16 protein-coding genes, 2 pseudogenes and 1 riboswitch are annotated in these 18,558 nt (G+C 51.6%); of the genes and pseudogenes, 7 read left to right on the top strand and 11 right to left on the bottom strand.

Features of this window, described 5'->3' with window-relative positions:
- Nucleotides 1-97: 97 nt before the first annotated feature.
- From FE781_RS15505 to FE781_RS15490, 4 genes are all read right to left on the bottom strand, one after another.
- On the bottom strand, nucleotides 98-1,594 hold the full coding sequence (locus FE781_RS15505; protein ID WP_138790527.1) for a DUF4179 domain-containing protein: 1,497 nt from the start codon (nucleotides 1,592-1,594) through the stop codon (nucleotides 98-100).
- The gene (locus tag FE781_RS15500; RefSeq protein WP_138790526.1) at nucleotides 1,591-2,160 is read right to left on the bottom strand and encodes an RNA polymerase sigma factor; all 570 of its coding nucleotides are present in this window, start codon (nucleotides 2,158-2,160) and stop codon (nucleotides 1,591-1,593) included. Before FE781_RS15500 ends, FE781_RS15505 begins: the two co-directional genes overlap by 4 nt.
- An 80-nt stretch (nucleotides 2,161-2,240) precedes the next feature.
- Nucleotides 2,241-3,104 (bottom strand): polysaccharide deacetylase family protein, encoded by an 864-nt coding sequence (locus tag FE781_RS15495; RefSeq protein ID WP_246068204.1) that lies wholly within the window; start codon nucleotides 3,102-3,104, stop codon nucleotides 2,241-2,243.
- Nucleotides 3,105-3,360: 256 nt separating this feature from the next.
- Entirely contained in the window at nucleotides 3,361-4,377 is a 1,017-nt protein-coding gene (locus tag FE781_RS15490; RefSeq protein WP_138790524.1) for a LacI family DNA-binding transcriptional regulator, read from the bottom strand.
- A 285-nt stretch (nucleotides 4,378-4,662) separates the two neighbouring features.
- Here FE781_RS15490 and FE781_RS15485 point away from each other — a divergent pair, with 285 nt between their 5' ends.
- The 3 genes from FE781_RS15485 to FE781_RS15475 all read left to right on the top strand — a co-directional run bounded on the left by FE781_RS15485 (nucleotide 4,663) and on the right by FE781_RS15475 (nucleotide 7,835).
- Entirely contained in the window at nucleotides 4,663-6,030 is a 1,368-nt protein-coding gene (locus FE781_RS15485; protein ID WP_138790523.1) for an ABC transporter substrate-binding protein, read from the top strand.
- 78 nt (nucleotides 6,031-6,108) lie between these two features.
- A complete protein-coding gene (locus FE781_RS15480; protein WP_138790541.1) occupies nucleotides 6,109-6,999 on the top strand; it encodes a carbohydrate ABC transporter permease in 891 nt (296 codons plus the stop codon).
- Complete coding sequence (locus FE781_RS15475; protein ID WP_138790522.1) at nucleotides 6,999-7,835, top strand: carbohydrate ABC transporter permease; 837 nt, start codon at nucleotides 6,999-7,001, stop codon at nucleotides 7,833-7,835. The genes FE781_RS15480 and FE781_RS15475 overlap by 1 nt, the downstream gene beginning before the upstream one ends.
- A 96-nt stretch (nucleotides 7,836-7,931) precedes the next feature.
- On the opposite strand, the gene FE781_RS15470 is transcribed toward FE781_RS15475, so the two are convergent.
- From FE781_RS15470 to FE781_RS15465, 3 genes are all read right to left on the bottom strand, one after another.
- Nucleotides 7,932-9,230: an NCS2 family permease gene (locus tag FE781_RS15470; RefSeq protein WP_138790540.1), complete on the bottom strand. Its 1,299-nt coding sequence runs from the start codon at nucleotides 9,228-9,230 to the stop codon at nucleotides 7,932-7,934.
- Between the two features lie 60 nt (nucleotides 9,231-9,290).
- Nucleotides 9,291-9,390: riboswitch (purine riboswitch) on the bottom strand.
- Nucleotides 9,391-9,568: 178 nt separating this feature from the next.
- Nucleotides 9,569-9,712, bottom strand: coding sequence for a hypothetical protein (locus tag FE781_RS17540; protein WP_170209564.1), 144 nt, complete (start codon nucleotides 9,710-9,712; stop codon nucleotides 9,569-9,571).
- A gap of 46 nt (nucleotides 9,713-9,758) precedes the next feature.
- On the bottom strand, nucleotides 9,759-10,007 hold the full coding sequence (locus FE781_RS15465) for a chemotaxis protein CheB (RefSeq protein WP_342774315.1): 249 nt from the start codon (nucleotides 10,005-10,007) through the stop codon (nucleotides 9,759-9,761).
- Between the two features lie 269 nt (nucleotides 10,008-10,276).
- On the opposite strand from FE781_RS15465, the gene FE781_RS15460 reads away from it, so the two are divergent.
- Complete coding sequence (locus FE781_RS15460) at nucleotides 10,277-10,939, top strand: MFS transporter (protein ID WP_138790521.1); 663 nt, start codon at nucleotides 10,277-10,279, stop codon at nucleotides 10,937-10,939.
- 99 nt (nucleotides 10,940-11,038) lie between these two features.
- Here FE781_RS15460 and FE781_RS15455 read toward each other — a convergent pair whose 3' ends face one another.
- Nucleotides 11,039-11,536 carry a hypothetical protein gene (locus FE781_RS15455; RefSeq protein WP_138790520.1) on the bottom strand — a complete coding sequence of 166 codons (498 nt, stop codon included), beginning with the start codon at nucleotides 11,534-11,536 and terminating at the stop codon, nucleotides 11,039-11,041.
- Between FE781_RS15455 and FE781_RS15450 the strand changes: the two genes are divergently transcribed.
- Both FE781_RS15450 and FE781_RS15445 read left to right on the top strand, forming a co-directional pair.
- Nucleotides 11,498-11,917 carry an Rrf2 family transcriptional regulator gene (locus tag FE781_RS15450; RefSeq protein WP_138790519.1) on the top strand — a complete coding sequence of 140 codons (420 nt, stop codon included), beginning with the start codon at nucleotides 11,498-11,500 and terminating at the stop codon, nucleotides 11,915-11,917. The genes FE781_RS15455 and FE781_RS15450 overlap by 39 nt on opposite strands.
- Before the next feature lie 89 nt (nucleotides 11,918-12,006).
- Nucleotides 12,007-12,870, top strand: coding sequence for an SDR family oxidoreductase (locus FE781_RS15445; RefSeq protein ID WP_138790539.1), 864 nt, complete (start codon nucleotides 12,007-12,009; stop codon nucleotides 12,868-12,870).
- Nucleotides 12,871-12,984: 114 nt separating this feature from the next.
- Here the strand turns inward: FE781_RS15445 and FE781_RS17890 are convergent.
- The 3 genes and pseudogenes from FE781_RS17890 to FE781_RS15430 all read right to left on the bottom strand — a co-directional run.
- Nucleotides 12,985-13,122 (bottom strand): annotated as a pseudogene (locus FE781_RS17890) (group II intron reverse transcriptase/maturase); the annotation flags it as partial.
- Nucleotides 13,123-13,147: 25 nt separating this feature from the next.
- Nucleotides 13,148-13,534: an 8-oxo-dGTP diphosphatase MutT gene (gene mutT, locus FE781_RS15435; protein ID WP_138790518.1), complete on the bottom strand. Its 387-nt coding sequence runs from the start codon at nucleotides 13,532-13,534 to the stop codon at nucleotides 13,148-13,150.
- A 12-nt stretch (nucleotides 13,535-13,546) separates the two neighbouring features.
- A pseudogene (locus FE781_RS15430) lies at nucleotides 13,547-16,690 on the bottom strand (DEAD/DEAH box helicase).
- Nucleotides 16,691-17,286: 596 nt separating this feature from the next.
- Here FE781_RS15430 and FE781_RS15425 point away from each other — a divergent pair.
- Complete coding sequence (locus tag FE781_RS15425) at nucleotides 17,287-18,456, top strand: DUF262 domain-containing protein (RefSeq protein ID WP_138790517.1); 1,170 nt, start codon at nucleotides 17,287-17,289, stop codon at nucleotides 18,454-18,456.
- The last annotated feature ends 102 nt before the right edge of the window (nucleotides 18,457-18,558 follow it).

Genomic DNA, 18,558 nt, shown 5'->3' with positions numbered 1-18,558 from the left:
CCATCAAAGTAAAGAAGAAACCCGTTCCGGCTTCACGGAACGGGTTCTGTTTTTGAGCGGCCACACTCGGTCGATAGCTATCCCGCTCCGGATGGTTTTAATCGATGCGGATGGTATATTCCTGATTGACGGAGATCGGATCGCGGACGCGCTGCAAGGCGATCGTAACCCGCTCTTGATCCGGAGCTGGAATGTATAGATCCAGGCTGGACGAATCGTCCCGGCTGCTTTCGGCTCTCTCCCATCCGTCTATCCCCAACTGCTCGCGCAGAGCGTCTGCCCTTTTGCCCAGCTCCTTCTTCATCGCCAGTTGGTCGTAATAGTCCGGGATATAAAACCGGACGCCTTCCAAAATCTGTTGACCGGGGTATTCCTTTTGGATTTTCAGATGAATATACCCGTCTTTGAACTCCGCCCCCTCGATTACGATCCGTTTATTTTTAAATGGAACGACTTTCGGGAACGTCTCCCCCTTGGATAGTTCGAAGCTGCCGCTCGGATTCCTCTCCGTAACCCGGACCGTCCCGATGTGAAGCTGCAACGATTCGACTCCGCGCTCGAAGAAGACCGACGATGAGAACGGCAACTGGATTTGGCCGTCCTTCAAGAGGAGTATGGGGCCGGACGGATCATACCGGTATACGTTCCCTTTCTCATCCTTCAAATACGGAGCCGTCCCTTCTTCCCGCGGGAACTCCAGCTCCCATCCTTCTTTTCCGTAGAGGACGGCATTCATCGTCGTCGGCTGAATCGTCAGCTTGTTCAGCGTCAACGAAGTCCAATCCGGATCCGGCACGCCAAGCGGGAGAGCTTGACGGGGTTCGTACACCCGATTATGAAGCAATTTATCGGGGTCTACCGGAACCGAGATCGTACCCAAGCTCATACGGTCCACCCGCCTCGCTTCGGGATGGGCCGTTACCTTCGTCACATCGAACACCAGCTCTTTTTCCCGTGCCATGAACTCGCGGACGGCGTGTTCCTCCAACTGAAATTTATAGGAAACCTGCAGCACGGGCGCTTGCTCGCCATCCGTCGTTGCCGTGAGCGACGATCCGGTGTTGGACCCGCCCCCCTGGATATTCGCCGGAACGACGTTGATATGAACATGGCTGCGGGCATCGGTCAGATCGTATTCGTCTGAACGGATGAAAGCTTTGTACAGCAATTCCTCGTCCGTCAGATAGACGTCGCCAATCGTGACGGTCGTCCCGCCGAATTGAGCGCTTCTCGCTTCGATCGGGACATAGCCGTTCCGAATCGCCGCCTGAACCCCGTCCCGTTCCCTCAGCCCCGAGAGCCAATCGACGGCCACGGAAAAACCGGGAATCTCTTTCATATAAGCGGCGAAAGCGGGGGACATGGACACGCCGGCGGACCATGCGCCCGCCAAGATGGCCAGAGCCGCGGCGGACTTGGACGCGAACGAGAGAAACTTATACCGGACTCGCCTGTTTTCCCGCTTGTTCGCCGGCGCGGCTCCCTCCCCGTCGCACAGATTGGGCACTTCCCGGGCAAACCGATACAACGAAACCGGAACGGCAGCCTTGGACAAAGATTCCTGCAGCTCTCGCTTAAACTCCAACTCGTTCATCTTATCGGAACCACCTTCGACTTTAATTCCGGAAACGACATCATTTTCCCGAGATGGATTCTCGCCCGATAGAGGCGGGTCTTCACCGTGCCCTCGCTCACGTTAAGCGTCTGGGCGATCTCCTCGATCTTCATCTCTTGAAAATAATACAGAACGACAACCGTCCGCTGCTGTATATCCAGCGACATAACCGCCTGCAAAATTTCGCCGGATTGCTCCTTCCTCAACAGCAAGTCGACCGGAGACGCGGCATTGTCCCCGACGACCACGGAATCGATGTCCAAGCCGATGAAACGGCTTTCCTGCCTCGCGAGATCCAGCGCCCGATTGGCGATCACCCGGCTGAACCAGCCGCGAAACCGGCGAATTTCCTTGCCCGACCGTATGGTTTGATACGCTTCGATAAGCGCGTTCTGCACAGCTTCCTCCGCCAGATGCGGGGATCGCAAAATCGCCAGCGCGGTATGATAAGCCCGGGCGATTAACGGGTCCACCAGTTCGGCGAAAGCTTCCTTGCGTCCTCTGCGAATGTCCTCCATGATACGAAGTTCGTTTTCAGATTCCATCCAACACCGTCTCTCCTATCTGTTCGACTGCTATATAGGCGTATTCAACCGGCTTTTGGTTCCCTCCGGACGGCGTTTCTTCAAAAATATTTTCCTAAATGATACCATAACGCTTCGGCACTCATATACGGCTCCCCGGCATTGATCCTGCGCACGAACCGGCTCCCGCGGTTGTTCATGCCCTCTTCGATCGTAAAATACATCTCGATTCCGAGCCGATCGCCCTCCTCCACAACCTCCTTCCGATTCGCGCCGTATGGGAAAGCCAGCAGCTTCCGCTGGGGGCCCAACTCCTGGTGCAGCCGCTTCTCCATAAACGCCAGATCGGTCGAGATCCGGCGCCGGTATTCGGTCTCGGTCTCCTGTCTCCGCTTCTGCTCCAGATAGAACCGGGAGGTCAGAGCCGGGCCTTCCCGGCCCTCGGAATCCGTGCGAACGTAACGGTGCATGTCGTAAGTGTGGCTGAATATGCCCATCCCGCTCGATTTTAACTCCCGCATCTGCTCCCAGGTTAAGTGGGGCTCGGCGTCGGGATTAAACAGATCGGAAGAAACGCCCACGATAAAATTGCTCGCTGTCGCGCCAAATTCCCGCAATACGGGGAAAGCCGTGCGGTAAAAGGATTCGTAGCCGTCATCGAACGTGAGAACGACGGCGTTGGCCGGAAGCTTCTTTCCTTCCAGCATGAAGCCGAGAAAATCGTCCATCGTCACGATCCGGAATCCCTTATCCTTCAGCATCTTCAGATGCTCTCGAAATTGTTCGACGGTCACGGTGGAATCGTTCGGCTGCCCCGGCTTGAAGCTTTCCGCCACGTCGTGGTACAGCAGCACGACAGCTTGATCCTGATAATAAACGGGAGAGGACGGCTCCTCTGCTGCCGCAGCCGCCAACGTTAGAGCGAACATCCATATTCCGATGAAGACGAAAAATCGCTTTCTCACCACAACTCCCTCTTGTCTGCAAGGATACGCGCGTTCTCCCTATAGGCGAAACGAATCCCGAAAAGGTCACAGACGATCGCAATCGGAGCCGGCGGCTGCACGCTGCAGATCGGCATCCGTGCGAACCAATCTCATATTCTCAGCCTCCTCGAAAAAGAAAAACACCGCTAGTTACGCAGATTTCCTGCAACTAGCGGTGCTTCCGATGTGAATGACGCTATTTCTTCTTGTTCGACAATTGATTCCTTTTTTCCGATCAGCTATTGCTCCCGCCGCCGCACGATTCGCGGACGACTAGCTCCGGTTCGACGACGAACGCGCTCATGTTGGACTGGTTGTTGATCAGATCATACAGCATAAGCGCGGACAGCTTGCCGATTTTTTCTTTGTTTTGTCGGATCGTGCTGAGCGTCGGGGTCGTGTATTTGCACGTCTCGATATCGTCGCAGCCGATGATGGCGACATCCTCGGGGATGCGCAGCTTATGCTCCTTCAGCGCGCGCATCGCGCCGACGGCGAGCAGATCGGAGGCGGCGAACACGGCGCGCGGCAATGCCGGCTGGCTCAACATCCGCTTCATCGCCGCATACCCGCTGGACTCGAAAAACGTCTCCTCCTTCACGAACCACGATTCGTTGATCGGCAAGCCGAAGCTTTCGATGGCGTCACGATACCCCGTTTCCCGAATGGTCGAGATCTCCGAACGGCTGCCGATAAAACCGAGATCCCGATATCCGAGCAGATAAAAATGCTCCACAACCTTGGAAGCCATCTTGTAGTTGTCGGACATGATATAGCCGGAGCTCTTCCCGTGCAGCTTGATATCGACCCCGATGCACGGAATCGGACTCTGGTCGAGTTCGTCGATGGACGACTCCACCTCGTCGCCGGAGATGATGATGCAGCCGTCCACCTGGAAATGCAAGCATCTCGCCAGATAGTCGCCGTGCGGGTGGAATTTTTCGTTGGAGAAAAACAGCAGATCGTATCCGAGCAGCCCCATCTGCTTCTTAAACGAATTGAGCACTTCGACAAAGAACGGGTGCGTGAAGTCGACGTTCAGCTTGCCGGCGAATACGACGCCGATCAAGTTCGATTTGTTGGTCGCCAGCGTCTTGGCCGAATTGGACGGGATATAACCTGTCTGCTTCATGATTTCGAGTACGCGTGCCTTCGTTTCCTCGGAGACGTCATTGTAATTGTTGATAATCTTCGAAACGGTTGAAACGGAGACGCCCGCCATCTGCGCGATCGTCTTGATGTTGACTTTCATGACAGGTTTCCTCCTCTCCGAGCGGCCGCCCGAGACTTTTCCGAAAACACTTTCGAAACTCATTGTATAGAAAACCATTAGACAAGTCAACGACCCGCCCCTGCCAACCCCCAATTTTACGGACTTTTTCGTAAGAACCGGCCACTGTGCATTTTTTCAAATTTCCATCTTTACAAAATACTGCCCATCGATAATAATAAAGACATCGAAACCGCTTTCGGAAACTTCGGCTTACTCTCGAAATTGGATTTCGGAACCATCAAACCATTAGCAGGGGGTATCTTTATGTTCAAGAAGTGGCCAGCGATGATGTTGGTCGGCACGATGGCCGTCGCCGTTGCCGCATGCACGAACGGCGACGACGGCAAGACGGACGCGGACACGGCGGCTTCCCCGGCCTCCACGGCCAAGACCGGTGACAAAAAGGTCATCAAAATGCTGCACTGGAAGCAGCCGAACATCAATGACGCCATCAAAGAAATCAACAAGAAGTTCGAGGAGAAATACCCCGAATACACGGTGGAGTACACGACGACGGGGCCCGACGACGAGTACAAGCAAGCGCAGCGCGCCCGAATCACGGCCGGCGACGTGGACATCTTCCCGGACCTCTCCGGCATGCGGTTGTCCCCGCAGGACTGGACGCCGGGCGCGAAAGTGCCGGATTGGCAGCAATGGATCGACAACGGGCTGATCGCCGACCTGTCGGACCAGCCATTCGTCAAAAACTATAACGCCGAGGACATCAAACAAGCCGGCACTTACAAGGGCAAAGTCTACGCGATCCCGACTTCGAAAGTGGCGATGTCCGGCCTCTTCTACAATAAAGAAATTTTCGCTAAATACAACCTGCAGGTTCCGAAAACATGGACGGAGTTTATCCATGTCGCCGAAACATTGAAGAAAAACGGCGTAACCCCGATCGCGATGGCCGGCAAGGACGTCTGGCCGCTCAAGCTGCCGGTATTTTCGCTGCAAGCGCAAATTCTCGGGGACGGCAACCAGCAGAAGTGGATCGAGGGCGTATGGAAGGGAACGTCGAAGTATAACGACGCCCAGGCGCTCGAAGTGCTTGAGAAGATGAAGACGATCCAGGACAACTATACGATCGAAGGCTTCCTGGGCATCGACTACGGCACGCTGCCTTCGTACTTCGCAACCGGCAAAGTCGCAATGATGCCGAACGGCATCTGGGAAGCCCCGACCGTAGCGAAGGCGAATCCGAATCTGAAATTCGGGTACTTCCCCCTGCCGGGTACGGATGACCCCTCCAAGAACAACTATCTGGTCGGCAAATACGACATGACCTGGTACGTGACGACCAACGGCAAAAACAAGGAAGGCGCGCTCAAGTGGCTCGAATTTTTCTCGCAGCCGGACATCTACACCGGGTTCGTCAAAGCGGCCGGCTTCCTGCCGACGCAGCCGAACGTCAAGACGTCCAGCGAATTCCTGGATCAGGAAGTCATGCCTTATATGGACGGCTTCCAGCTTGCGTACGAAATTCTGATGATCAACCGCGCCAACATCGGCGAGCATCTGGCGGCCGAAGGCGTGCATACGGAATTCATCGCGCCGGGCGGCAAGTACAAGACAGCCAAGGAATTGGCCGACATTCAGCAAAAAGAATGGGAAGCGGCTGCGCCGAAGTAATGGCGCGACACAACGGAACGGAAGGCGGGTCGGGGCCCTTGCGGGGGCCCCTGTCGCGCTATGGGAGAGGTGCTGCGCATGTATCCGTTCGGCAAGGGAATCCGGCGGCTGACGCCTTATCTGCTGCTGCTGATTCCGTTTATTCTGTACCTTGTCTATTATGTCGGCCCGTCGGCGATGACCGTCCTCTATTCGTTCACCGACGTGACGAATGTGCCGGGCAGCGATTTTCGCTTCGTCGGCTTGGACAATTACCGGGAGCTGTTCACGTCGGGGAATTCGGCCGAGCGGTGGGATTCGATCCTGCGCACCGTATATTTCATGGCGGTCGTGACGATCGTCCAGAACGGGGTCGCTCTATTGGTCGCCATCCTGATCAACCAGAAGCTTAAAGGCGATTATTTTTACCGCGCCGTGTTCTTCCTCCCCGTCGTGCTGGGCGTCGCGGTCGTCGCTTTGCTCTGGTCGTTCATGTTCGATCCGGTTAACGGCCCCGTTAACAAGCTGTATCGTGTGTTCGGGTACTCGGATACGTTTTTCGGCAGCTTCGACCATGCGTTCGAATACATTATATTCGTCCAGATCTGGATGTATATGGGGTATTCGATGCTGATCTTCCTCGCCGGGCTTCAATCCGTGCCCAAGGATTTGTATGAAGCCGGCTACATCGACGGCACGAGCCGCTGGCAGTCGTTCCGCCATATCACGTTCCCGCTGATTGCGCCGGCCTTCACCGTCAACATCCTGCTCTCGATCATCGGGGCCATGCAGACATTCGACATTATCGTCGCGACGACGGACGGACGGTTCAATACCCGCACGATGGCCTATGACGTGTACAAGGAGACTTTCCGCGGCACGCTGGAGATGGGGTTGCCCTCCGCCTTGTCGGTGATTCAATTTTTGTTCATCCTGGTGTTTGTCATTATCGTCGTAGGCCGGTTGCGCCGGAGAGAGGTGGAGTTCTGATGCGGGCCTCCAGACTGGTATCGGGCGTGTCTTACCTGATCGTCCTGCTGCTGATCGCCATCTATCTCGTGCCGCTTCTGCTCGTCTTGAATGTTTCCTTCAAATCGTTCGAGGAATTTCTCATGAACCCGCTCGGTTTGGTCGATACCGTCAAATGGTCGAACTTTACCCAGGCGTGGACGGAAGGGAAATTCTCGAATTATTTCCTGAACAGCTTGCTCTATACGGGCGTATCGACGCTGCTGACGGTTATCCTCTCTTTGTTCGCCGCCTTCCCGATCGCGCGCGGGTATGTGAAATGGGGCAGCCTCATCTACGTGTTTTTTCTGATGTCGCAATTTTTGCCCAATCCGCTTGTCGCGCAGTTCAAGCTCATGCTGTTCCTGCGGGAAGAGCTGCCGCTGATCGGTTACGATACGAAGCTCGGGTACATCCTGCTCCGTACGACGGGTACGGGAATCGTCTTTATGATGTTCGTCGGTTATGTCAAAACCATCAGCCGCGAGCTGGACGAAGCCGCCGGCATGGATGGCGCCGGGTATACGCGCTACTTGTTCCAGATCGTGCTGCCGCTCATGAAGCCGGTCATCGCGACGGGCATCATCTTGACCGCCATCGGCACATGGAATGACTTTGTCGGCCCGATCATGTATTTGTCGTCGCCGGACAATTGGCCCATCACCGCCGGACTGAAGGAGTTCCGGGGGCAATACGGCAACAACTGGCCGCTGCTCGCCTGCGGCATCCTGATCGTGTCCGCCCCGCTGATCCTGCTGTACGCCTTTATTCAGAAATACATCGTCGACGGAGCGTTGGCCGGAGCTGTCAAAGCCTGACGGGCGCAAACGCCGCGTTTGCGATCGGCTGATCCTGAACAAAAAAGCAGCAACCGCCCGGTTGCTGCTTCTTGCGTTTATGGAGACGATCGAGTCTCAATGACTCAGGAAAACCAGTTGAATGAAAAACAAAACGGCAAACATATAGAAGACCGGATGAACCTCCCGCCATTTCCCCCGAATCGCCTTCAAGATCGGATAGACGATGAAGCCGACGCCGATCCCCGTCGCGATGCTATAGGTCAACGGCATAAGCACAATGATGAGGAAGGCGGGAAAAACCACCTCGAAATCGTGCCACTCGATCTTCCGGACCACGCTGATCATCAGGAATCCGACGATGATTAACGAAGGCGCCGTAATGGCCGGGATCGAGGCCAGCACCGAAACGATCGGCGAGAAGAACAACGTAAGCGCCAGCAGCAGACTGACCGTTACGGCCGTCAAGCCGGTTCTGCCGCCAGCCGCGACGCCCGCGCTGGATTCGATATATGCCGATGTCGGGCTTGTTCCGAGAACCGCGCCCGTCGTCGTCCCGACGGCATCGGCCAGCAGCGCGCCCCGCGATCGGGGGAACTTGCCGTCCTTCAGCAGTCCGGCTTGTTCGGCAACCCCCAGCATCGTTCCCGTCGTGTCGAACAGCGTAATCAGCAGGAAAGTGAAGATAACCGCGTACAGCCCGTTCGAGAACACGCCTCCGATGTCCATATGCAAGGCGGTCGCCGAAAGTCCGCTCGGCAGCGACACGAACTGCTTCGGCCGTTCAAGCAAGCCCATGAACCACGCGATAACAGCCGTAATCAGCATCCCGACGAATAAATAACCTTTGACCCGATAGGCCATGAGAACAAGCGTAATAATAAGCCCGATGATGGTCAGGAGCGTCATCGGCTCCGTCAATTTTCCCATCGTAATCAAGGTGGCCGGAGAATCGACGACGATCTTGGCGTTCTGCAGGCCGATGAAGGTGATAAACAAGCCGATCCCCGCCGTAATGGCATGCTTCAGGCTGGCAGGAATCGCGTCCAGCAGCATATAGCGGAACGAAGTCAACGACAATAAAACAAACAGAACCCCCGCCACGAAGACCGCCCCAAGTGCCGTCTGCCAAGTGACACCGCCGCCGCCCACGACGCTGAACGCGAAATATGCGTTGAGCCCCATGCCGGGAGCGATGACGATCGGGTAGTTGGCGGCCAACCCCATAATCAGCGTGCCGACTATGCTGGCTAACACCGTGGCGACAAAAACGCCGTGGAAATCCATCCCCGCTTCGCCGAGAATGCCGGGATTCACGATTACGATGTATACCATCGTAAAAAACGTCGTGACGCCGGCCATAACCTCCGTTGCCGCCGAGGTGCCCCGTTCGCTCAATTTGAACCATCTTTCGATCATGTCCGTTGCCTCCGCAATAAATAATAAAAACCTAACCCGTATACAGGATGCGTTGAAAGAAACGCATCCTATACTCGTAGTTAGGATTCTTTGGCTCCTTGTAGAGACCCTCAAACCATATTATTGAGGATATACGAGTCGTCTGCTGTCATAGATTAATACATATTTCGCACGATGTCAATGCAAAATTGCCCGTTCCCGGCATTTTTTCCGAACTATTGATGCGTATACCCGCAACATCGTTCGTTTATCCAAACTAAAAAGATCGCCGCCGGGACCTGCTTGATCCCGAAGCGACGATCTTCTTTTCCCCTTTGCATTCCACGATAGCGGGGTTATGTACGGTCTGTAACTCCCCCTGAGCCCTCTGTCGACGGTTCGGTCTGTCCGTGATTTACCAGCTCCAGATAATCGGCCTCCAATCTGCGGATGATCTCCTCGATTTCTTCCGGTGTAAGGATTTCGTTCTTTTTCTCCATGTTGGAGCCTCCTTGCCAATCATCGAATCTATTGACAGAAGTCCGCTTATATAAACGAAAGGATCTCTTGATACATATGGGGCAAAGACACTTGCCGATCCGCATACCCCGCTTCATATACCGCTTTCGGCATGCCGTATACGATGCAGGATTCTTCAGCTTCGACAATCACGCGCCCCCGTTGCCGCTTCACTTCACCGCACCCCATCAACCCGTCCGTTCCCATTCCCGTAAGAATCACGGCCAGCAAACGGTCGCGATAAATCCCAGACGCGGACCGAATCGTCACATCAATGGATGGCTTTTACAGATGGCTCTCCGGATTAAGCGAAAGCTCGATTCAGTTGATTCTGTCCCGTGCCCTGCAAGGAATCGGAGGCGCTGCGATCGTGCCGCTCAGTTTGACGCTGGTGAACGCGGCTTTTCCCGAAAACATGCGGGCGGCCGCTTGGCATCTGGTCGGGCATCTCGGGGCTCGGCCTGTCGGTGGGACCGCTGGTCGGAGGCTTGATTGTCGAAGGCGCTCCCTGGTAGCTTATCTTCTGGGTTAACGTACCGGTCGGCTTGCTCGCCCTGGTATTCGGCCCCTTCTGGTTAGACGAATCGACGGGCGAGAAGAAACCGGTGGACCCGCTGGGCATCCTGCTGCTTGGTTCGGGACTGTTCGGCGTAGTATTCGGCCTCGAACGGGGGAACTCGGACGGTTGGGGGTCGTTCACCGTAGTCGGATCGCTGATTGGCGGAGTCTTGCTGTTGCTCGTCTACTATCTATGGGAACGCACCCGGAAACGGCCGTTCGTCCGCTTCGCCATCCTGATCCTCTCGCTGGGCGTGGATTTCCCGTTTGGTTATCAGGCGCCTCTGATGATGCTTGCCGGAACGGGCATGGGTTTAAGCTTCACCCCGCTCGCCCACGGCATCCTGTCTTCGGTGCCGGAGCAATCCTCAGGAGAAGCAAGCGGCATTAGCAACGCTACGCGGGAACTGGGCGGCGTATTCGGAATTGCGATCGGCGGACTCATCTTCGAGAGCGGGTCGGCCATCCGTACGCCCGCCGACTTTGGCGATCACATCGTGCCGGCTTTGCTGGCCAGCGCAGTCATGATCGCATTGGGACTGGCCAGCGTCCTGCTGTTCACAAGATCGCGCGCGCAGCGAAGTGTCACGTCCGACGAAGCGATGGAAACGTCCAACAGCGGCAATATGACGTTGAAGGTCATCGAATAAGGAAGCGGCTGGCCCCGCTAGATTTGCTTAACAGCCTAAAACATCCCCTGTGTTCGGTTCTGGCAAAGGGTTTTCCCTACATGGAGCCGAACACAGGGGTTATCCTTTTCGACCTGCGAGCCAAGATTTATCTTTATCAATTATGACTAAATCGCGGATGACGCCTGCAGCTTCCGCAAGCTCCTGTTCCCGCTTCAGCCTGCTCCACTTGGAAGTCAATTCAAGCAACTGCCGTTGCAACTCGCGCCTTTTCGCCGCCTTCTCCTTGTACCGTTCAATCGCCCTCTCTTCTTGGCGAATCGCGGTTTGCAGCCGATAACCGGCCGCCTGCAACTCCTGCAGGCCTTCAGCCAGCTCCGAGCCGTTTGGAAAACGGTCGCGTTCCTCCGCCAAGAGCCGCTCCGCATCCAGCCGCTCTTCCAGTCGCCGCTCCATCTCTTGCAATTCGGTATCCACCACTGCAATGGCATCGGTCAGTCTCGCATTTTTGGGATTTGGCTTGAATGATTGACACACGACAACATTGTAACTATAATTGTTACAACGGTGGTGATGCAATTGAAGCAAATCAGCACGCGCTTTTCCATCGCGGTTCATACCCTTTGCCTCATTGCGATCAGTCCGAAGGATTGTACCGGGGACTTCATCGCAAGCAGCGTCAATACGAATCCCGTTGTAATCCGGAGAATTATGGGTATGTTAAAAAAGGCGGGATTAGTGGACGTTCGCGCAGGGGTGGGAGGCGCTACTTTGCTCAAAGACCCCGACCAGATAACGCTTTTTGATGTGTATCGGGCCGTGAATGCGACAGAGGAGAACCAACTCTTCCGCATACACGAAAACCCCAATTTCGATTGTCCGGTCGGGCGGAAAATCGAGCAGGTCCTTCAAACGGAGTTGAAAGACGCTCAGTACCTTATGGAACAAAGGCTGGCTCAAACGACGCTGGCCCAGTTGATCGGAAAGTTTATAAAATAAAAGCTCCTTGACGAGCTCTTATTTTATATATTTGTTGTAACATAGTTTGTTACAACAAGACATACTACAACAAAATGGAGGAATCGGCTGTGAAATTGTTGGTTACCGGCGCAACAGGGAAATTGGGAAGAAAAGTGGTAGAGACGCTGTTGAAAACCGTACCGGCAAGCCAGTTGGCTGTAAGTGTCCGCAACCCGGAGAAAGCGGAAGACCTTCGCGCTCGGGGCGTAGACGTCCGGCAAGGTGACTTCGACCGTCCGGAAAGCTTGGATACAGCTTTTGCAGGTATTGATCGGATTTTGATCATCTCCGCGGACGGGGACAATGAAACCCGAATTCGCCAGCATACGAATGCGGTAGAAGCGGCTGCGCGTGCGAAAGTAAGCTTCATTGCTTATACGAGTTTGGCGAATGCAAGCGAAAGCAAGCTGTTCCTCGCTCCTCCTCATCAGGCTGCGGAACAAGCCATTCTGAAAACCGGCATTCCCTACTCGTTCTTGCGCAATAACTGGTACCTGGAGAACGAGATCTCGAGCATTCAAGGCGTGCTGGCCGGAGCGCCTTGGGTGACGTCTGCCGGAACGGGCAAAGTGGGCTGGGCCCTGCAGCAAGAATATGCGGAAGCGGCAGCAGCCGTGCTGGCTGGGAACGGACATGAGAATACGATCTATGAGTTGTCCGGCAAGCTGCTGACGCAGGAAGAACTGGCGTCCGCTCTCAGCGCGGTTTTGGGCAAGGAAGTTCCGGTACAGCAAGTTGACGATGACACCTATGCGGACATCATGAAACAGGCTGGCGTACCGGACTTCGTAATCCCGATGCTTGTCGCGATTCAGCAAGGCATTCGGGAAGGCCATCTCGAGGTCGAGAGCAACGATTTCGAAAAGCTGCTTGGCCGCCCGTTAACGCCCATTCACGAAGCCTTGAAACAACTTGTCAAAAGAATCTCCTAACCAACGAATCAGGTTTTATGAAAACCGACCTTTCTGAAAGAGAGGTCGGTTTTTTCTTTGGAGAAGCGTACGATTTTGTCGCCTACCCAGCACCGGGCTAACCGGATCGATGCCTCGATCGACCCCACTCTTGTCCCGAATCACGTTCCGTCTCAGCTTTCCTTCCACAAAGCGGATCACCGACTCCATGACGCGTTCACCCGCGCGTTTGCTCGCCACAAAGATATTGCATTCGTCCGCATAACGGACGAACCACTTTTACCGTAAAATATCAGTTTTATGCCCCATGCCTTAACATCTCTACAAATTTGACATCCGCTGGCGCAAACACAAATTGCCCTAACTCATCTCGCTGAGCCCAGAAGAATTCATCGTGATCAACAAGGCGAATCTGCCCGCCGATGTACGTGGCTTTATGGGCAATCAAGCGAATCTGCACCGTTTTATCTACAAATTCATTCACCCCGAATAGCTCTCCTGGAGTGACAGTAATGTTCATCTCTTCCAGCAATTCTCTTACGATGCACGCTTGCGGAGTTTCACCTTTTTCGATCTTCCCGCCAGGGAATTCCCATAGTCCAGCTAAGGACTTTCCCTCCTTCCTCTTGGCGATTAGAATTTGTCCTTTGTCATTTTCGATAATGGCTGCCGCGACTTCAATCATTTGCTTCACGTCCTAAACTATGCATTTGTTCGCAACGGGCACAAGCATCGGCGGCAACTCTTCTTTCAACCGCCACACGAAGCTGATCGGCCGGTTCCCCTCATGCCGAACGTAATCTGCTTCTCCTAAAAAAATGAATGGAGACGTGTAACCATTCTCTCTCTTATACTCTCTGACGAACAAAGCGATCCGATTGCCTGTTTGCTTGTGATGAATGTATCGTTGGGCAGTAGCCGTTTCTTCTGAGATCCTGCTCTGTGTCTGCCAGTGAAACAGTCGCTCATTGATCGCATAATCTTCGTACAGGGTGGACGGGGAGAAATCTTTATCCGACTTATTCAGCGTAATGAAAAAGATGTCCGTCTTTTTGTCTTCAAAATACTTTACGCCTTCCCGGAACTCCGGTGCTTTCTCCTTATTCCAAAACCCGAATGCCGCCAAAACCTGCGACGTCGTATACCGACAATGAACATCCAAAGGGCATACGTATGGAAAAGCATTCGGCCGATCCACAAAGTCGATTTGAGAGAGATTGTATTTGAGAATTTCCAAGATCTCTTCGAGAAATTCCTTGCACTGAACGATATTTCGAACGCCAGCTTCCACATTCTCAAATCCTTCTTTGACTGGAGCAGCGCTGTAGAAGGTGTAGTAAAACATATTCAGCATCAGTTGTTCCTCTTCTGTCTCCAACCTCCTTCCACCCTCCAAATAGTCAATCAGAAACTTCAATAACCTTCTGGAGTTCATTGAAAACAAGGCAGGTAACCGTTTTGTGAAATAGGATTCGTTGTCAAACTTGAAATCGTCCCGCACTCCCGCTTCAACCATCAGCCTGTGAAAAGTACGATCACCATTTCGACCATACAGTTCATACAAATCGATCTGATGATGATTTAGAAAATTTTCCAGGGTCAATTTCAAGCCTGTGTCATCTTCGAAGTGTTTGATTTTTGCAATGATATTCCGGCGGGAGTTTGTCGCTTCTTTCAGATTCCGAAGGACATATTCCTTCGCCTGCTTCTCTAATTGAATGAAGCAGCCTCTTGGAAGATTTGAAAAGCCGTGATCGACGTAATATTGTACCGAATGCTTCGTTCGGCCCATCAGCGCACGGAACTTGTCTTGGAAGTTATAATTTTTGTGCGCTTGTCCGATGAAATCAAGTACGGTCAAACATTCTTTACCCTCAGCTAAACGCAGTCCCCGTCCGAGTTGCTGCAAGAAGACCGCTAAGCTTTCAGTAGGACGCAGAAACATAATCGTGTTGACTTCCGGAATGTCTACGCCTTCGTTGTAAAGATCAACCACAAAAATAAACTTGATTTCTCCTCGAATCAGCATTCCTTTAGCATGATCCCGCTCGTAATCTGAAGATCCGCCATGCAGGGCAATAGAGGGAATTCCCGCTTCTTGGAACACTTTTGCCATATAGTTTGCATGTTCCACACTTACGCAGAACCCTAATCCTTTGACTTCTTGCAGGTCCGTTACGTATTTATTCAAGCTGTTGATGATCTGGGTTACCCGAATCCGGTTATGCGTATACAGGTTTTCAAGCTCCAGCAGATCATAACCGCGTCTTGTCCACTTGACTTGAGACAGGTCAACCTGATCCGTCACTCCGAAATAATGGAACGGACAAAGCAGCTTCCGGTCAATCGCTTCCGTCAATCGGATTTCCGCAGCAATTGTATCGTCAAAGTAGGATAGAATGCTTTTGCCGTCCATACGATCGGGTGTGGCAGTCAAGCCCAGCAGAATCTTAGGCTGATAATAGGACAACAACCTTTGATAAGACGGCGCCGCCGCATGGTGAAACTCGTCAACCACGATGTAATCGTAGAAATCAGGGGTCGTCTTCTCATCTAACTTCATGGAGTTAAAGCTCTGGATACTGATGAACAAATGGTTCAGGGAACCTGCCCGTTCGTTGCCAACCTGCATCTCCCCGAAATTCAAGTCTTTCAAGATGACGCGGAACGTATCCCGGCTTTGCCTCAGGATCTCCTCACGATGGGCTACGAACAGAAGTCTGGTCTTCGGTTGCTGTTGCAGAAACCGCTTGTAATCAAATGCCGAGATGACCGTCTTTCCCACTCCGGTCGCCGCCACCACCAGATTTTTCATTCTTCCGTACAAAGTTCGCTGCGCGGCCAACTTCTCCAGAATGTCTTTCTGATAATCGTAAGGGGTAATATCGAAGTTAAAATAAAATGGTTGTGGCTCCTTCTTCTGGTTGAGTGCAAGCCTGAGTTGCTCCTCCTGTTCCTTTTCGTACGGGCAGAACTGTTTAAATTCCCGGTCATTCCAGTAGCTCTCAAAAGTGGCTTACACCTTTTGGATCACGTCGTAGGAATCTTTTTCGGTCACTTTCAAGTTCCATTCAAGGCCGCTGGTCAGCGCCGGATTCGACAAATTCGAGGATCCAATATACGCCGTCGAAAAGCTGGTTTCCCGCTTAAACACGTACGCCTTGGCATGTAGACGGGTGCGTTTGGTATCGTAGGAAATTTTGATTTCTGTATTCTTCAGCCGGCTTAGCTCCTGAATTGCTTTAAAGTCTGTCGCTTCCATATAGGTGGTCGTAATGACCCTCAGTTTTCCACCCGATTCTGTAAACTGCTCAAACTGCTCCATTAAGCAACGAAGTCCACTCCATTTGATGAATGACACCAGCATATCAATCTGATCTGATGTCACAATCTCATGCTTTAACTCGTTCAGCATATTCGGTTCCGCATGCGATCCCGTAAACAACGAGCTCTGAGCTAGTGGAGTTACCGGCCGGATTACCTTCTCTTCCTTGATTCCACGAATATGATTGAGCTTCGAGTACACATAGGTCAACACTTCGCCATGCTCATCGATCTTGAATGCATCCAACTCCTGCTGCCCCAATTTTGTTCTCAACGTTGCAATCAACTCATTGCAGGTCCGAATCTGCATCAATATTGCTTCCCGGTCATCACGAATCTGCTCCCGTAGCGTCTTCAGTGCTTTGCGAGTCACCGTACTGATGTAGTTGGAAAGCAGCTTTCTGGCTTCTTCCGCATCTAGGCTTTCTTTACCAATAGCATAGAGAGTTGGGTCTAAGGCATTTAGCTGATTCACCGTTATAGTATTAAGAATTTGTTCGTAGAGTCCTTGCTTCATGGGGCACCTCGTACCCTTTTAAAATGGTTTGTTTCGCTAGCGAATTGTTTCCACAATTGGCCACGAAGTTATCATTACAATGTTCCCCTCTCCTGGTTTCATACACGAGGTCGGGTTAAACATATCTCGAACCTGATCATAAGAAAGATTTCGACAAAAACAGCCCCTAATCCTTTTTCTTCCTAAGTATATAGCCAGATAACGACATAAACCGATCCAGCAGTCCTTCAAAATACAATTAAACACAATCGGCATTGCGCCGCGTAGGATTTCCTCCATGTTTTTCGGAGACGATACCATTTTCTAAAATAAAGAAACTGCTTGTTCGCAATATATGCCAACGATTTCACTTCGCCGCAGTCGTCTTGTTGTCGATTTCCGGGTCCATTCTTCTTTTTTGCGGCGCCGATCCGTTATTCGATCATGGCCGGTTAGGCGGACTTTACGATGAGAACTCGGCGTCGAAGGTTTGATTTATCATTTGTGGATGCGCTTACTAGAGGAATCGACGGTCATGCTTATTTGGCTGAACGCTAGCAGGGGTTTATATCAACATTAAATAGAGCATAATTACTATTAAACAATCGGGAGGCGTTATGATGGAAATGGAAAATGATTTAACTGAAGGTATTGTTGTACACACTCAGCAGATGGACCTCACCCTTTCTCAATTGCGAGAAATGTCAGATGCTAACGATATAATCACTAATCCTGACTATCAGCGAAAATATGTTTATGACGATCCAAGGGCATCTAAATTAGTTGAATCTATTTTGATCGGAATCCCCATTCCGGTGATTTATCTATGCGAAGAGAAAGAAAATGAATTTTCGGTGATTGATGGACAACAACGAATCACATCTTTTGTACGTTTTCTTAAAAACGAATTTGCTCTAGTTGGACTTAATAAACTTCCCAAAATGAATAATCTCTATTTTAGGGATTTGAACAAGACGCTCCAAAGAAGATTAAATTCCAAATCACTAAAAGTAATTTGTTTAAGTAAAGACTCCCAAGATCTAAAATATGAAATTTTCTCCCGTTTGAATTTAGGGGCAGTAAAACTTAAGGATCAAGAACTCCGAAACTGTATTTATAGAGGTAGTTTTAATGACATGCTTAAGGAAATTGCAGAAAAGAATAAAACGTTAAGAACCCTATTTCATGATAATAACAAAAGAAGCGCTTATGAAGAACGTATTCTCCGATTTTTTGCCTTAAGAAATTTCCCAAATATTAAGGGAACTTTTAAACTTACAATGAACGAATACATGGACAAACACAAATCGGATAGTCCGGATATGATCGAGAAAGCAAAGAATCAGTACTGCTTTCTCATCGATATTATTAAGCAAGTACTTGGGGATGATGCTTTCTTCTCAAAGTCTGGAAAGGAACTCAAGAAATTTAATGGAGCAGTGTATGATTCTATAATCATTCCTTTCTCCTATTTTTCAAAAAAGGCGCTATTAAAACATGCGGACACCATTAGGAAGGAGATTAATCATTTAAAACTCCACGACAAAGAATATCAGAATAATGTGTATGTTGGGACGAATTCGGGTGCACGGGTTAATGGACGAATTTTGCGTGTAATGAAGATTCTAAATAGCATAATTGAGAGTGATTCTAATGAGTTCACTCCACGAGTATTCAATAGAGAAACAAAGGAAATGTTATATTACGATGGTTGTACATGTAGTTACTGTGGAAACGAAATTCTAAGCATCGAAGATTGCGAGATAGCGTCCCGTCAAGTGGTGTAAAATCGATTTCTACTTTGTGACTCATATTTATTTCTGCAAGAGCATAGCAGACGTTAAAAGGGCTTGTTCTCCTTGAACCACTTTGGCCATGGACTCTTTGCT

Origin of the sequence: Paenibacillus thermoaerophilus, from assembly GCF_005938195.1 — a bacterium.
GTDB classification, from domain to species: domain Bacteria; phylum Bacillota; class Bacilli; order Paenibacillales; family Reconciliibacillaceae; genus Paenibacillus_W; species Paenibacillus_W thermoaerophilus.
This window is presented reverse-complemented; position numbering and strand designations above follow the sequence as displayed.

Bases quoted from the DNA above. Each gene is read 5' to 3' on its own strand.
- FE781_RS15505 (WP_138790527.1), bottom strand. From the start codon at position 1,594: ATGAACGAGTTGGAGTTTAAGCGAGAGCTGCAGGAATCTTTGTCCAAG.
- FE781_RS15500 (WP_138790526.1), bottom strand. From the start codon at position 2,160: ATGGAATCTGAAAACGAACTTCGTATCATGGAGGACATTCGCAGAGGA.
- FE781_RS15490 (WP_138790524.1), bottom strand. From the start codon at position 4,377: ATGAAAGTCAACATCAAGACGATCGCGCAGATGGCGGGCGTCTCCGTT.
- FE781_RS15485 (WP_138790523.1), top strand. From the start codon at position 4,663: ATGTTCAAGAAGTGGCCAGCGATGATGTTGGTCGGCACGATGGCCGTC.
- FE781_RS15480 (WP_138790541.1), top strand. From the start codon at position 6,109: ATGTATCCGTTCGGCAAGGGAATCCGGCGGCTGACGCCTTATCTGCTG.
- FE781_RS15475 (WP_138790522.1), top strand. From the start codon at position 6,999: ATGCGGGCCTCCAGACTGGTATCGGGCGTGTCTTACCTGATCGTCCTG.
- FE781_RS17540 (WP_170209564.1), bottom strand. From the start codon at position 9,712: ATGGAGAAAAAGAACGAAATCCTTACACCGGAAGAAATCGAGGAGATC.
- FE781_RS15455 (WP_138790520.1), bottom strand. From the start codon at position 11,536: ATGAACCGCGATGGAAAAGCGCGTGCTGATTTGCTTCAATTGCATCAC.
- mutT (WP_138790518.1), bottom strand. From the start codon at position 13,534: ATGATTGAAGTCGCGGCAGCCATTATCGAAAATGACAAAGGACAAATT.
- FE781_RS15425 (WP_138790517.1), top strand. From the start codon at position 17,287: ATGATGGAAATGGAAAATGATTTAACTGAAGGTATTGTTGTACACACT.